This is a genomic window from Staphylococcus sp. HMSC14D10, assembly GCF_001808125.1.
GTDB lineage: Bacteria > Bacillota > Bacilli > Staphylococcales > Staphylococcaceae > Staphylococcus > Staphylococcus haemolyticus.
Genome location: NZ_KV792245.1, coordinates 102,406 through 115,599 on the forward strand (window position 1 = coordinate 102,406; position 13,194 = coordinate 115,599).

14 protein-coding genes, 1 pseudogene and 1 riboswitch are annotated in these 13,194 nt (G+C 33.9%); of the genes and pseudogenes, 4 read left to right on the top strand and 11 right to left on the bottom strand.

The window, feature by feature from the left end:
• Position 1: 1 nt before the first annotated feature.
• The 3 genes from HMPREF3134_RS04200 to HMPREF3134_RS12200 form a co-directional block, all read right to left on the bottom strand.
• Complete coding sequence (locus HMPREF3134_RS04200) at positions 2-679, bottom strand: response regulator transcription factor (RefSeq protein WP_070440967.1); 678 nt, start codon at positions 677-679, stop codon at positions 2-4.
• Between the two features lie 29 nt (positions 680-708).
• The gene (locus HMPREF3134_RS11960) at positions 709-873 is read right to left on the bottom strand and encodes a hypothetical protein (protein WP_016930641.1); all 165 of its coding nucleotides are present in this window, start codon (positions 871-873) and stop codon (positions 709-711) included.
• A gap of 185 nt (positions 874-1,058) precedes the next feature.
• Positions 1,059-1,229, bottom strand: coding sequence for a hypothetical protein (locus HMPREF3134_RS12200; RefSeq protein ID WP_176744128.1), 171 nt, complete (start codon positions 1,227-1,229; stop codon positions 1,059-1,061).
• Positions 1,230-1,301: 72 nt separating this feature from the next.
• A riboswitch (SAM riboswitch) is annotated at positions 1,302-1,402 on the bottom strand.
• 224 nt (positions 1,403-1,626) lie between these two features.
• Between HMPREF3134_RS12200 and HMPREF3134_RS04205 the strand changes: the two genes are divergently transcribed.
• The gene (locus tag HMPREF3134_RS04205; RefSeq protein WP_070440970.1) at positions 1,627-3,102 is read left to right on the top strand and encodes an alkaline phosphatase; all 1,476 of its coding nucleotides are present in this window, start codon (positions 1,627-1,629) and stop codon (positions 3,100-3,102) included.
• 89 nt (positions 3,103-3,191) lie between these two features.
• Here HMPREF3134_RS04205 and HMPREF3134_RS04210 read toward each other — a convergent pair whose 3' ends face one another.
• The 3 genes and pseudogenes from HMPREF3134_RS04210 to HMPREF3134_RS11760 all read right to left on the bottom strand — a co-directional run bounded on the left by HMPREF3134_RS04210 (position 3,192) and on the right by HMPREF3134_RS11760 (position 4,879).
• Positions 3,192-4,139 carry an LCP family protein gene (locus HMPREF3134_RS04210; RefSeq protein ID WP_070440973.1) on the bottom strand — a complete coding sequence of 316 codons (948 nt, stop codon included), beginning with the start codon at positions 4,137-4,139 and terminating at the stop codon, positions 3,192-3,194.
• A 19-nt stretch (positions 4,140-4,158) separates the two neighbouring features.
• Positions 4,159-4,377: pseudogene (locus HMPREF3134_RS04215) on the bottom strand (DegT/DnrJ/EryC1/StrS family aminotransferase); the annotation flags it as partial.
• A gap of 400 nt (positions 4,378-4,777) precedes the next feature.
• Positions 4,778-4,879 carry an SE2200 family small protein gene (locus HMPREF3134_RS11760; RefSeq protein ID WP_016930637.1) on the bottom strand — a complete coding sequence of 34 codons (102 nt, stop codon included), beginning with the start codon at positions 4,877-4,879 and terminating at the stop codon, positions 4,778-4,780.
• Positions 4,880-5,098: 219 nt separating this feature from the next.
• Between HMPREF3134_RS11760 and HMPREF3134_RS04220 the strand changes: the two genes are divergently transcribed.
• On the top strand, positions 5,099-5,725 hold the full coding sequence (locus HMPREF3134_RS04220; RefSeq protein ID WP_070440976.1) for an FMN-dependent NADH-azoreductase: 627 nt from the start codon (positions 5,099-5,101) through the stop codon (positions 5,723-5,725).
• A gap of 62 nt (positions 5,726-5,787) precedes the next feature.
• On the opposite strand, the gene HMPREF3134_RS04225 is transcribed toward HMPREF3134_RS04220, so the two are convergent.
• Positions 5,788-6,237 carry a MarR family winged helix-turn-helix transcriptional regulator gene (locus HMPREF3134_RS04225; RefSeq protein WP_037551495.1) on the bottom strand — a complete coding sequence of 150 codons (450 nt, stop codon included), beginning with the start codon at positions 6,235-6,237 and terminating at the stop codon, positions 5,788-5,790.
• A 151-nt stretch (positions 6,238-6,388) separates the two neighbouring features.
• Between HMPREF3134_RS04225 and HMPREF3134_RS04230 the strand changes: the two genes are divergently transcribed.
• Positions 6,389-8,029, top strand: coding sequence for an alpha-keto acid decarboxylase family protein (locus HMPREF3134_RS04230; RefSeq protein ID WP_070440979.1), 1,641 nt, complete (start codon positions 6,389-6,391; stop codon positions 8,027-8,029).
• A 62-nt stretch (positions 8,030-8,091) separates the two neighbouring features.
• Here the strand turns inward: HMPREF3134_RS04230 and HMPREF3134_RS04235 are convergent, their stop codons facing one another.
• A complete protein-coding gene (locus HMPREF3134_RS04235; RefSeq protein ID WP_176743870.1) occupies positions 8,092-9,174 on the bottom strand; it encodes a CapA family protein in 1,083 nt (360 codons plus the stop codon).
• A gap of 259 nt (positions 9,175-9,433) precedes the next feature.
• Here HMPREF3134_RS04235 and HMPREF3134_RS04240 point away from each other — a divergent pair, with 259 nt between their 5' ends.
• On the top strand, positions 9,434-9,766 hold the full coding sequence (locus HMPREF3134_RS04240; protein ID WP_037551487.1) for an SdpI family protein: 333 nt from the start codon (positions 9,434-9,436) through the stop codon (positions 9,764-9,766).
• 86 nt (positions 9,767-9,852) lie between these two features.
• On the opposite strand, the gene HMPREF3134_RS04245 is transcribed toward HMPREF3134_RS04240, so the two are convergent.
• The 3 genes from HMPREF3134_RS04245 to HMPREF3134_RS04255 all read right to left on the bottom strand — a co-directional run bounded on the left by HMPREF3134_RS04245 (position 9,853) and on the right by HMPREF3134_RS04255 (position 13,009).
• Positions 9,853-10,980, bottom strand: a complete 1,128-nt coding sequence (locus HMPREF3134_RS04245; protein WP_037551478.1) for a zinc-dependent alcohol dehydrogenase family protein — start codon at positions 10,978-10,980, stop codon at positions 9,853-9,855.
• 24 nt (positions 10,981-11,004) lie between these two features.
• Positions 11,005-11,853, bottom strand: coding sequence for an AhlS family quorum-quenching N-acyl homoserine lactonase (locus tag HMPREF3134_RS04250; protein ID WP_070440984.1), 849 nt, complete (start codon positions 11,851-11,853; stop codon positions 11,005-11,007).
• 160 nt (positions 11,854-12,013) lie between these two features.
• Entirely contained in the window at positions 12,014-13,009 is a 996-nt protein-coding gene (locus tag HMPREF3134_RS04255; RefSeq protein ID WP_037551475.1) for a LacI family DNA-binding transcriptional regulator, read from the bottom strand.
• Positions 13,010-13,194: the final 185 nt, after the last annotated feature.

Below are 13,194 nucleotides of genomic sequence, written 5' to 3' on the forward strand. Positions count from 1 at the left end.
ATTAAGACACCTTATATCCAACATTCTTCTTAGTTTCAATTAAATCTATAACACCTATCGATTGTAATTTCTTACGCAATCGTGTCATATTGACTGCTAAAGTATTGTCATCTATAAAATTCTCCGACTCCCAACACTTTTCAATCAATGCGGTACGGCTGACATACTTACCTACATTGCGGAACAACATATTTAAGATTTGTAATTCAGTAAAGGACAATTGAACCGATTGAACCGATTCGTCTTCATGGTAAAGTGTTGCTTCATCTACAACAAGTTTGCAATTTTTAACAGTAATTTCATTATTAGACACTGCTAAATCATACGTTCTACGTAATAATGCTTGAATCTTAGTTATAGTTAACGATAAATTAAATGGTTTCTCGATAAAGTCATCGCCGCCCATTTGAATTGCCATAATTTGATCCATATTGTCGGTTCTTGAACTAATAAACATAATCGGTACATTAGAAGTCTTACGTATCTCCTGACACCAGTGATAGCCATTGAATGTCGGTAGATTGATATCGAGCAATACGAGTTGCGGTTGATTTGCATGAAATACGTCGATAATATTATCAAATTGTTTAGCCACGATGACCTCATAATTCCATTTCGATAACTCTTGCTCTAAACTTTCTGCAATGATAAAATCATCTTCCACGATGAATACTTTCATATTGCTCACCTTTCATTACTAATGATTTATTAAGCTTTGTGGTCGTCGTCATAATCAGGATTTGAAACTTTATTCTTTTCCTTTTCAAATTCTGCTTCTTTTTGTTCAGTTTTCTTTTTACGTTTACGTTCTTCCATTATTGATAATGCGATAAATCCAATGATGAGTAGTGGTGATAACATTACAAATATCATCGATTGAACACCTCTATATTTTATATTTGATTGATACATCGTCTTAGTCTTCATTTTACAACTTTACTTATAAAATGAACATCAAAAAACTGAAGCGATACCGAAATAATGACTATTTCAACGTACCGCTTCAATCATAATAAAGATTATAAATTTAATTGCGACTCATAAGTACAGATTAGATATTACTTTTTATTTAAGATGTAAGTTCTAATATCTTCTATTGAAATACTGTCGTATATTTGTGTTTTGGCTTCTCCTATTTTGGCTACTCTCAACATACTTCCACCATAGCTCTTTGGTGAATATTGCTCCCAATAGTCTAATTGTTCAAATAGTTCTTTCAATGTTTCCATAAGATTTACCACCTTTTCTAAATTTGGGTAAATAAAATAGCCCTCCTTAAATAAGAAGCGCTCACGGACATCTTCTTATCTTTCAGGAACTCCTGTTGGATTTAGCACCTCACGTCAAACGCAGTTGCTGGAGCTTCATAGGGCCAATTCCCTCCACTCACTCTTAATAAGACGAACTATTTTATTTATTGGTATTATAACTCACTTTTAACAATTATAAAAGTAAAACGTTTACAACATATGATAAAACTAAATATAAAATAAATTCTATTCATTAATAATTGTTTACAATTACTTTACTTAAAAATAACTTTATACTAACTGAAAATCAAATTAAATTTCTTAATATGAATAGTGTAACAACTATACAATATACATATTAGGAGGCTTTTTTTAAATGAGTTTCATCAATAAATTTGGTAAAACAACAGTAGCAAGTTCAATCTTAGCTGCATCTGTATTAGGGACAACACACGTGTCATTCGCGTCAGGTTCTGGCGAAGGTAACCAAGGCCAACAAGGACAAAATGAAGATTACATGGCCATCGGTAACACAAAGAATCCTAAAAACGTTATTTTCATGGTCGGCGATGGTATGGGACCTGCATACAATTCAGCTTATCGTTACTATGCCGACAATCCAAATACTAAAGAATTAGATCAAACTGCATTTGACAAATATTTAAAGGGTACTAACCGTACTAACCCTAATGACCCTAAAGAGAATGTAACAGATTCAGCTGCAGGTGGTACAGCCTTTGCAACTGGTCACAAAACATATAATGGTGCAATTTCAGTAGATAATAATAAAAAGCCATTAAAATCCGTTCTAGAAAAAGCGAAAGAACTTGGCAAATCAACTGGTATTGTGACAACTGCTGAAGTAACAGATGCAACACCAGCCGTATATGCTGCACACGTTGATGACCGTGATAAGAAAGACGAAATCGCGCAACAGTTTTACAATGACAAAATTAATGGTCAACATAAAGCTGATGTTATTTTAGGTGGCGGTTCTAAATACTTCGGTAAAGAAAATGGTAATTTAACGAATAAGTTCCAAAAAGACGGTTATGATTATGTAACAAACAAAGATGAACTTGCTAATTCACAAAGTGATCAAGTATTAGGTTTATTCTCTGAAAAAGATATGCCTTTACAAATCGATGCACCACAAAGTAATCCATTATTAGTAGATATGGAAAACAGTGCCTTATCTAAACTAGAAAAGAATGATAAAGGGTTCTTCTTAATGGTCGAAGGTGCGTCTATCGATAAATCAGGACACCCTAACGACATTACTGGTGTTATGTCAGAAATGGGCGGATTTGAAAAAGCTTTCCAAAATGCAATAGACTACTCAAACAAACACAAAGACACTTTAGTTGTAGCAACTGCCGATCATTCAACTGGTGGTTTATCAATTGCTAAAGGGAAAGATTACGTATGGAATCCAGAAGCAATTCATAAAATGAAACACTCTGGTAGCTACATGACTAAACAAATTGCAGATGGCAAAGATCCTGAAAAAGTAATCAACGAAGGTTATGGTATCGAATTCCCTTCTAAACAAATGGATAAAGTTAAAGACGCTGCTAAAGAATTGAAAGAAGCTCAAGATAAAGCTAAAAGTGAAGACGATGAAAAAGTAGCTGCAGCAACTACTAAACTTCAAGATGCGATTCAAAAACCAATCAACGATGAATCTCACACTGGTTGGACTACTTATGGTCATACAGGTGAAGACGTAAACACATATGCACATGGACCAGGTGAAAATAAATTTGCTGGTAATAATGATAATACAGATAGCGCAAAAAATATCTTTGATTTCTTTAATAACGATGTAACATCTAATCAAAACCAACAATAATTAAGACTAAAAATTTAAGTATAATAAAGGTTAATTGCAATTTAAAAGCACTTTGTCAATGATTTATATCATCGACAAGGTGCTTTCATTTAGTTAAGATTTAAGTTTTCTTTTAATTTCTCATTAACTTCTTTTAGACTATTTTTATCAGGATAGAAGTAGTATAGATTGTCATCACCAAGTGCATTTTGACCGTTAATTGTTAAACGTTTAACATTGTCTTGTGCTTTATCATAGTCAGATTTGAAGCGATTTAACTGTACGAAGCTTAAATCTGTTTTCAAGTTATCTTGAGCAGCTTTGAATATACCGTTTAATTTAGTTACTGAGTTAACAGAGAATGCTTCTCTAGCAACTGCTGTAATTACTTGTTGTTGACGCAATTGACGACCTTCATCGCCACCAGCACCATCTTCCTTACGACTACGCATGTAAGCTAAAGCTTTTTTACCATCCATTTTGTATTGCTCACCTTTAGTGAATTGATAGGTATTGGTACTATCTTTAGTTATAAAAGAGCCATTACTCGTAATTGTAACTCCACCAAGTTCATCTACTACTGTTTTAACGCCATCCATATCAATAGAAATATAATGGTCAACAGGTACATCCATTAATTTTTCCAATGAGTTGACTGCCATTTTGGGACCACCATATGCATAAGCATGGTTAATTTTTTCGGTAGTTCCATGTCCAACAATTTTAGCACGTGTATCACGAGGTACACTTACCATTACAGTTTTTTTATCCTCTGGGTTAATTGACATCAAGACGATAGAGTCACTACGTTGCCCGAGATTTTCTTGCTGTCTTTCAGCATCGTCATCTATACCGTAAAGCACAACCGTCATAGGGTCTCCCTCTTTTGCTGCCTTTTGTCTTAATTGGGAATGATCTCTATCTAAGGATTCATTAATTGAATTATTTAATGAATGTAATTTCGTAAAGACAAAAATAGCTGCAGCAACAATAAGTACTAATAATATAATCAGTATTGTAATAATTACTTTAAAAGTAGTTGATTTCTTTTTTTTCATAATATTAATCACTCATTTTTTATAGACTTTTAATAATTTCAATCACTCGTGTTTGCTGCTCATCTGTCATATCAGAACCTGATGGTAAACATACTCCATGGTCAAATAAATAGGCACTGTTATCTATACCATCAACCATTATATAATCATAAGATTCAAAGTATGGTTGTAAGTGCATTGGTTTCCATACTGGACGTGCTTCAATATTATTTTTTTGTAATTGCGAATTAATTTTGTTTTTCTTCAACATTACAAAATATATTCTTTACATTCATCAAAACCATTACATTTTATCTTATAATATTAGTTAGAATTTACGTTAAAACTAATGTAACTATCATGTAAATATGCAATAAATAAACTACTTGCGTAATGAATTAGTAGCTTATTTATAAAAATTCATTTTATAGCTATGTAATTCCGAGTAAAACTTTCAGATTTCTTTATCCGTACATTATACAATTTTGAACGGTCAATATATGTCCTTATGCAATAAATTCATTATTTGTCTTAAAAAGTTATACTTACATTTATCCTCTTCCTCAATTAAGGTCTCTCCAACAAACAATAATTATGTAATTTACATAAATATAAAAAAGCCAAGATATTTCTACACAGAGATATCTTGGCTTAAAACATTAATATTCAATATTTGGCATTTCGTTTACTTTGTTTTGGTATTTTTTGAAACCAACATATGCAGCTACGCCTAAAACTACTGTAATTAATAATCCCTTCATGTCTGTCACTCCTTTAAGGTTCTACATTTATTAGATTTCTTAAATATTAAAATCTAAATTTACCTATATTATACACTTAAAATTGTTCATTTTTAAAGTCACGTTTAATTATCTTATACACCATTGGTCTGATTTTTCATGAAAAGTATTGTATTATTTTGAAAATCGAGTATATTAATTATATCGATTTCGAAATAAATATATATGAGATGCACGACTGTGACAAAATTATTATACATTACAGCACACCCATTAGATGAATTAGCTTCTAATTCTATGGCTGCTGGTAAAGCATTTATTGATTCATACAAAGATAATCATTCAAGTGATGAAGTGAAGCACATTGATTTATTCAAAGAAGATATCCCTGTTATTGATAAAGATGTATTAACTGGTTGGGGTAAATTAAGAAATGGCGATGAACTTAATCAAGATGAACAACAAAAAGTTGATCGTTTCAGTGAAATTTTAGAAGAATTCCTTTCAGCTGATAAATATGTTTTCGTTTCACCAATGTGGAACTTATCATTCCCACCTGTATTGAAAGCGTACATTGACGCAATTTCAATTGCAGGTAAAACATTCAAATACACTGCAGAAGGTCCTCAAGGTCTTTTAACAGATAAAAAAGTATTACACATTCAATCACGTGGTGGTTTCTATTCAGAAGGTCCAGCTGCAGATGTTGAAAGTGGCGACCGTTACTTAAGAACAATCATGACATTCTTAGGTGTACCTTCATACGAAAATGTAATTATTGAAGGTCATAATGCGGAACCAGAGAGAACAGAAGAAATTAAAGCCGCTTCAATTACTGAAGCACAAGAAATGGGTAAAAATTTCTAATAAGCATATTAAAAGGCATTGCGTAGTCATTTACGCAATGCCTTTTTACTATTCAATCCTATTTACTTCTCATCTTTCAAATGCTGAATATCTTGAAATCCTTCTCTGTAATTCGATAGTTCTTCCATGATGTCATACCAATCATGTCCTACCTTCTGAAAGGTACTCTGCATTAATTCATCTTGTGCTTTATTTAATTTATCAACTAACTTACTGCCTTTAGGCGTTGGAAATAATTGTTTCACACGTCGATCTTCTTCAGATGTTTGTTCAACAATTAACCCTTCTTCCTTCAATTTACGCAACGTCGCATGTGATCCTTGTTTAGAGATTTCTAATGTCTTTAATAATTGCTTAATGGTAATACCAGGCAATTTATTAATGAAGAACAAAAAGCGATGGTGCTGACGACTCATGTCGTATTTTTCAATAATTTCATCTGCCGTTTTTATAAATGTCTTATATGCGAAGTAAAATAACATATGTTCATAATCATTTTTATTACTATCCATAGATTTCTTTCCTTTTCCATTTATGAATGATTATACACATTATAATCAATTTTCAAAAAACAGTCGAAAAAAGGTCAACTAAATTGACTTTATTAGCCAATATAATTATATTGTAAGTGTATTCTAATTTATAAATAAAGGTGGAATGAATATGAAACAACGTGTAGGACAATACTTAATGGATGCAGTACATCATGCAGGCGTCGACAAAATCTTTGGCGTGCCAGGAGACTTCAACCTAGCTTTTCTAGATGACATCGTACGTCATGAAGGCGTTGAATGGGTAGGAACGACTAATGAACTTAACGGTAGTTATGCTGCAGATGGCTATGCACGTATCAATGGACTAGGCGTGCTCGTTACTACATTTGGTGTTGGTGAATTAAGTGCTGTTAACGGTATCGCAGGTTCGTATGCTGAACGTGTCCCAGTGATTGCAATTACAGGCGCGCCAACGCAAGCAGTAGAACAAGCCGGTAAGTATGTGCACCATTCATTGGGTGAAGGTCGTTTCGATAGCTATCAAAAGATGTTCGAACACATTACGACAGCGCAAGCATACATTACTGCTGAGAACGCAACAACTGAAATCCCTAGAGTCATTAATGCTGCTATTCATGAACGTCGCCCAGTGCACATTCATCTTCCTATTGATGTTGCAATGACTGAAATCGAGGTAGATTCAGAGTATGATGTCGCACCAATTCCAGACGTAAATGTTGATCGATATATTAATATGGTCGCTGACAAACTACGCTCCGCTTCACAACCAGTCATTATCACAGGTTATGAAATCAACAGTTTTCACTTACACAAAGCACTCGAGCAATTTGTTAATCAAACACACATTCCAGTCGCTCAATTATCATTAGGTAAAGGGGCATTTAACGAAGAGAACCCCTATTATATTGGCATTTACGATGGCAAAATTGCAGAAGACCAAATTAAAGATTATGTCGATAACAGTGATGCCATTTTAAATATTGGCGCTAAATTAACTGACTCAGCTACAGCCGGTTTCTCTTATGAATTTGATATTGATGATGTGGTTATGCTTAATCATCATAACTTTAAATTGAATGAAACGGTTGCTGAAGATGTGACGCTACCTAGCTTAATTGATGGACTTAATACCATTGATTATCGATATGAGGGCTCGTTCCCTACTTTTGAAAAAGGGACATCAAAAGAAGTCGCATTATCAGATGATATCTTAACGCAATCAACTTACTTTGACATGATGCAACAATTCATTAAAGAGGATGATGTCTTATTAGCTGAGCAAGGTACATCATTCTTCGGTGCGTATGATTTAGCTTTACCGAAAGACATGACGTTTATAGGACAACCATTATGGGGTTCTATCGGTTATACTCTACCAGCTACTTTAGGTACGCAAATGGCTGATCCAAATCGCCGTAACATCTTACTAATCGGGGATGGCTCATTACAACTTACAGTTCAAGAGTTATCTACGATGATCCGCCAAGATATCAAACCGATTATCTTTGTGATTAATAACGATGGTTATACAGTAGAACGTTTAATCCACGGCATGGAAGAAACGTACAATGATATCCGTATGTGGGATTATAAAGCCTTACCTAAAGTGTTCGGTGGCGATAATGTTATTGTGCATGACGTGAAAACATCGAATGACTTACAGAACGTCTTTGACGCCATTAACGCTGCTCCAGAGCAATTACACTTCACTGAAGTCACAATGAAGTGGGATGACGCACCAGCTAAACTTCGCGACATTTCAAAAGCCTTTGCAGCACAGAATAAATAGGTCATCTACAATTATTAAAATAAGCCTGTCGCATGTTCTGCCATGTCACAGGCTTTTTTGCATCATATACTCTTTTCATCCAAGTATTCAGAATCAATGACATCTTTCGTGATATCTTGAAGATGTTTTATATCCCATTGACTTTTCTTATCGTTTATTAATCCATGTTGTTGGGCTAATTTCTCATTATAATCATCTAAATTATACACTTCAAAATCATGTCTCGTGTCTTTATTGGTAGGATCCCACTGTTGATAATGATTGACCATACTCGTCCACTTCACATTTTCAATATGTGCACCTTTAGGCGCTTTAACTATATCAAAATTTAGTCTTCCTAATAATTGATTATGTTCATCTCCAGTATTTTGCCCATTCAGAAAGTTACCTAATGAATATGCGACAAGTGTTTGATGATTATCACGCTTACTCTTCACCCATTTAACCGGTTGAATGACATGTGGGTGTGTACCAATGACAACATCTACACCCTCATCCGCAAATAATTGAGCGTATTTCTTCTGTGTCTTATTTGGTGTATGGTGATTTTCATTTCCCCAATGGGCAGACACTATCACTACGTCGCTTTGTTGTTTTGCTTTTTGTATATCCTGTTTAATAGTAGCTTCGTCAAACGTTTTAATTGTGTAAGGATATTGTGATGTCATTTCATTTGTACCATATGTATAACTAAGTAAACTCACCTTAATACCATTCACAGTCATAACTGGTATCGTTTGAGCGTCCTTTTCCGAATTAAAAATACCTGTAAATAAAACTTGTTTATCAAACTTATTCCATGTCTTGAGGTGATTTAGGACACCTTCATCACCTTGATCTAATGAATGATTATTGGCACCATTTACCATATCAAATCCGGTTTCGACAACATCTTGAGCAATCTGACTCGGAGTATTGAAGTTCTTAAATCCTGAAAATGGGCGATCATCCCCACCTAATGGAGATTCTTGATTAATAAATGCAAGGTCAGGTGATTGTATGTCGTTCTTAATATGTAAATACATAGGCTTAAAATTGAATGACCCATCTTGTTGCAGTGCATCATTATAGACAACGGGGTGTATTAAATTATCTCCTACTGCAACCACTGATGCTTCATCAGTAACATCTTCAGCCAGTGCCATGCCACAGAGAATTGCAAAAGTGAAAAATAGTACTAAACAACTAACATAATACTTAATCACAAAGTACGCCTTCTTTCATTGAAGAATTTCAACGTCTTTTATATTCAAAACATATTTTAGTTGAGTTGCATAACATTTATTAACGAACTCTTTAATTTTCATTTTAGACAATTACTAATTTTAATGCAATTTGGATAAGAAAAAATTTTAATATATCATTTAGTTGTATAGTCGATAAATTATTAAGGGAGTTTATAATATGATATTATTGCCATTAAGCTTTGTTATGGGTTGCTTTGGTTATATCTTTAAATTCCATCCACCTACCGAGCGCAATCGTTGGTACGGTTATCGAACAACGAAATCAATGGTCAATGATCGTAATTGGATTAAAGCACAAAAACAATTTGGCATCTATTCTTTAAAATACTTATGGGTGTTATTATTGTTTGGAATTATCGGAGTAGTGATTGAAATTGTAGGTATGATGAGAAGTACTGACATTATCATCATGACTGGTTTAGGCATAGAATTGGTAGTAATGCTGTGGTATATGTTTATTGTGTATTGGAAAGTGGAGAAAGCACTTTAATTTTGACTTTATACAACAAGGTCCTCTACTTCATTCATTTGAAATAGAGGACTTTTCGTTATTCAGTCTCAAATTTTTAATTTCAATCAATGCATTTTAACAATAATTCTACCGACATCACCACCAGCTAATTTATCAAATCCTTCATTGATATCATCTAGAGTAATCACTTCACTAATGAGTGGATCAATGTTTAATCTTCCTTGTTTATATAAACTTATAAAACGAGGAATATCTCTATCAGGAACACAGCTTCCTACATAAGAACCTTTAACTGTCCGTTCTTCTGCAGCTAATGTTACTTGTGGAAATGAAAATTCATCTTTAGGATGAGGTAAGCCCGTTGTTACTGTAGTACCCCCTCGTTTAGTAATTTTATAGGCGACTTGCATTGCTGGAACAACCCCTGCTGTTTCAAATGCATATTCTACTCCGCCAGGCACATATTCTTTAATTTGTTCATCTATATCATCATCACTAGAGTTAAATGTCGCGGTAGCTCCAAACTGCTTAGCTAAATCAAATTTGTCTTCATTAATATCTAATGCAATAATTTCATTTGCACCTGCTAACTTAGCACCAATAATGGCATTTAATCCTATACCACCTAGTCCAACTACAGCAACATTACTACCTGGACGAATTTGAGCTGTATTCATCACAGCACCAATACCTGTAATGACAGCACAACCAAATACTGCTGCACGTTCAAATGGTATTTCATCACTGATTTTTACAATAGAATTTTCAGAGACAACTGCGTGTTCTGCAAATCCAGAGACACCTAAATGATGATATACTTGTCCATCTTCATTAGATAATCGAATACCTCCTTCTAACATTTCGCCTTTTTCATTTGCTTTAGCTCCATTTTCACACAAAGCTGGACGTCCTTCTTTACATGGTATACATTTACCACAGCTTGGAATGAAGGTACAAACTACATGGTCACCTTCTTTCACCCTTGTGACACTACTTCCAACTTTTAATACTTCGCCAGTTGCCTCATGACCAAGTACCATTGGTAAAGATCGAGGTCTACTGCCGTTAATTACTGATAAGTCTGAATGGCATAGCCCTGCTGCATGTATTTTTAGCAATACTTCATGCTCATGAGGATCTTCTAACTCTAAGCTCTCAATTTTTAAAGGTTTCGATTCTTTATAAGGTTGAGATGCTTCCATTTCATATAATACTGCTGCTCTTGTTTTCATAATTAAACACTCCCTTGAAAGTCCCTATTCATAATATCCGTCTGTTGATTTTCGAAATTTTGCAAATTGTTCTCCATCGTGGCCAAACCAAATTTGTGCGTTTTTCTCTGCTGCTAATTTTTTTATCTTTTCTACAGAATTTGTCCAACCAACCGAATCATACAAGATACCTGGAGATTTAAGTGTTGGTTCCATACTTTCTTTCGTATAAATAGCATCTGAGGCGAGAATAATTGTTCCAAGTTCTTCAGTTTCAATTTCTAAGCCAATCATGCCCCATGCATGACCACTGCCAAAATTCAAGACCTTAACGCCATCTACGAGTTTTAAATAATCTTCATCTCGTTTCATAGTCTTCCAAGTTAAATCGTTTTTAATCCATGCGTCTATATCCGCCCATATATACGCACCTTCTTTTTGGTTACGTGCATAAGATTGCATTGTTCCGTTGAGTTCATCGTTATGCACTATGACAGTCGCATTTGTAAAGTATTCAAGACATCCTGCATGATCTAAGTGCAAGTGAGAGGCCACAACAATATCAACATCTTTAGGGTCTATGCCAATTTGTTCAAGTCGATTAGGTAAATGACATGCTTCGTCAGCAAAGTATGGAAACGCTTTTTGTGTTACTGTAATCCAACGCCCATTATCTCCCATAGCATTTGGATTACATGCTGTATCGAATAAAATCTTTGCTTCAGGATGATCAATGAATACAGTATAAATAGGAAATTCATGCATTTCATTAGGCTGATTTGGATTATCCATCGTCGCTTGGTTTGAATTAGCAATCATCAAGTTTTTATCCATCTTCATGCGTCCATTGTCTAGTACGTAAATTTTCATTCTTTGTTTTTTTACATTTACCATGCTACTCATCCCCTTATTAACTTTTGCATGTATTATACATAGATGTTATTTACATTTTACACATAAAAATAATTACTTACAATATTTAAGTATCCTTGTTTGATTTATAAATCAAAACAAGCCTTCCACTTCGTTTGAAATTCGAAATGGAAAGCTCTATTTATGTGCTTTGTCGTTCTACGTTATTTAATTTTAATACATTATTGTTGATTTCAAATTCTGTCTCTTCAAGTAATGCCAATAAATAGTTAATCAATTGCATACCAATGTCATTGACTGGTTGATTGACTGTCGATAATGGAATCTTCAATAAACTAGAAATGGGTTGATTATCATATCCCAAAATGGCGATTTGGTTAGGAATATCTATTTGATGGGCAGTCATAAAGTGCATTAACCCTAATGCCACTTCATCGCTACCTGTAAATATAGCATCTGGTAACTGTTCTTGTCGCAACAATATTTTCCCTATCTGCTCACCATCTTCAATTGTATGAACATTATTAAAAATCCATTCATTTCTAATATCTAGACCATTATCTTTCATCGCTACTCTAAATCCGACATTTCTAGGTTTATTGAAGCAATGATCATAGTAATTATTGTCCGTGCAATAAGCTATGTTTCGATATCCTTTATTAATTAAGTATTGAATGGCATCATACGTCGTTTGACGTTGGGTGGTATGTATAATCTTCACTTTATCAGACTGCATTGACTGATCTGCCGATAAAATAATAGGTCCATATTTCGTATACGTCTCTAAAACCTCTATGTCATTTTCAAGTGCGCCCATTATCACACCAGCAATTTGTCTTTGCTTAAACATATTTAATAATCTTAATTCCTCTTCTTTATCATTATATGTTTGCATAATTAACATATGGTATGGTGTGCCTTTAATTTTTTTATCAATTGCATCAATCAAATACGCGAAATATGGATTCGTAATTCTAGGTACAATGATACCAATCGTATACGACTTGTTAGAACGCAATTGCATAGCGACTGAATTTGGCACATAATCAAGTTCATCCATCGCTTGTTGGATTTTAATTTTCTTATCCTCAGAAATATAAGGATGATGATTTAAATATCTTGAAACCGTCGATATAGATAACCCTGCTCTCTGAGCTACATCTTTTATTGTTGCCATAGTACCACCTTTAACGAAAACGTTTTCATTATTGATGATAGGTTGTTCCCTAGTTTTTGTCAATCACTCAAGTTAGATATTTATCAGTTTAAAAAATATTAAAAGCACGGGAGTGGGACAGAAATAATAATTTCTCAAAATTTATTTTGTCGTATCCCCAGCTTGCTTAGCTTGTAGAATTTCTT

Excerpts from the sequence above, each read along its gene's own strand:
- HMPREF3134_RS04200 (WP_070440967.1), bottom strand. The coding sequence starts at position 679 with ATGAAAGTATTCATCGTGGAAGATGATTTTATCATTGCAGAAAGTTTA.
- HMPREF3134_RS11960 (WP_016930641.1), bottom strand. The coding sequence starts at position 873 with ATGATATTTGTAATGTTATCACCACTACTCATCATTGGATTTATCGCA.
- HMPREF3134_RS12200 (WP_176744128.1), bottom strand. The coding sequence starts at position 1,229 with ATGGAAACATTGAAAGAACTATTTGAACAATTAGACTATTGGGAGCAA.
- HMPREF3134_RS04205 (WP_070440970.1), top strand. The coding sequence starts at position 1,627 with ATGAGTTTCATCAATAAATTTGGTAAAACAACAGTAGCAAGTTCAATC.
- HMPREF3134_RS04210 (WP_070440973.1), bottom strand. The coding sequence starts at position 4,139 with ATGAAAAAAAAGAAATCAACTACTTTTAAAGTAATTATTACAATACTG.
- HMPREF3134_RS11760 (WP_016930637.1), bottom strand. The coding sequence starts at position 4,879 with ATGAAGGGATTATTAATTACAGTAGTTTTAGGCGTAGCTGCATATGTT.
- HMPREF3134_RS04225 (WP_037551495.1), bottom strand. The coding sequence starts at position 6,237 with ATGGATAGTAATAAAAATGATTATGAACATATGTTATTTTACTTCGCA.
- HMPREF3134_RS04230 (WP_070440979.1), top strand. The coding sequence starts at position 6,389 with ATGAAACAACGTGTAGGACAATACTTAATGGATGCAGTACATCATGCA.
- HMPREF3134_RS04235 (WP_176743870.1), bottom strand. The coding sequence starts at position 9,174 with ATGGCACTGGCTGAAGATGTTACTGATGAAGCATCAGTGGTTGCAGTA.
- HMPREF3134_RS04240 (WP_037551487.1), top strand. The coding sequence starts at position 9,434 with ATGATATTATTGCCATTAAGCTTTGTTATGGGTTGCTTTGGTTATATC.
- HMPREF3134_RS04245 (WP_037551478.1), bottom strand. The coding sequence starts at position 10,980 with ATGAAAACAAGAGCAGCAGTATTATATGAAATGGAAGCATCTCAACCT.
- HMPREF3134_RS04250 (WP_070440984.1), bottom strand. The coding sequence starts at position 11,853 with ATGGTAAATGTAAAAAAACAAAGAATGAAAATTTACGTACTAGACAAT.
- HMPREF3134_RS04255 (WP_037551475.1), bottom strand. The coding sequence starts at position 13,009 with ATGGCAACAATAAAAGATGTAGCTCAGAGAGCAGGGTTATCTATATCG.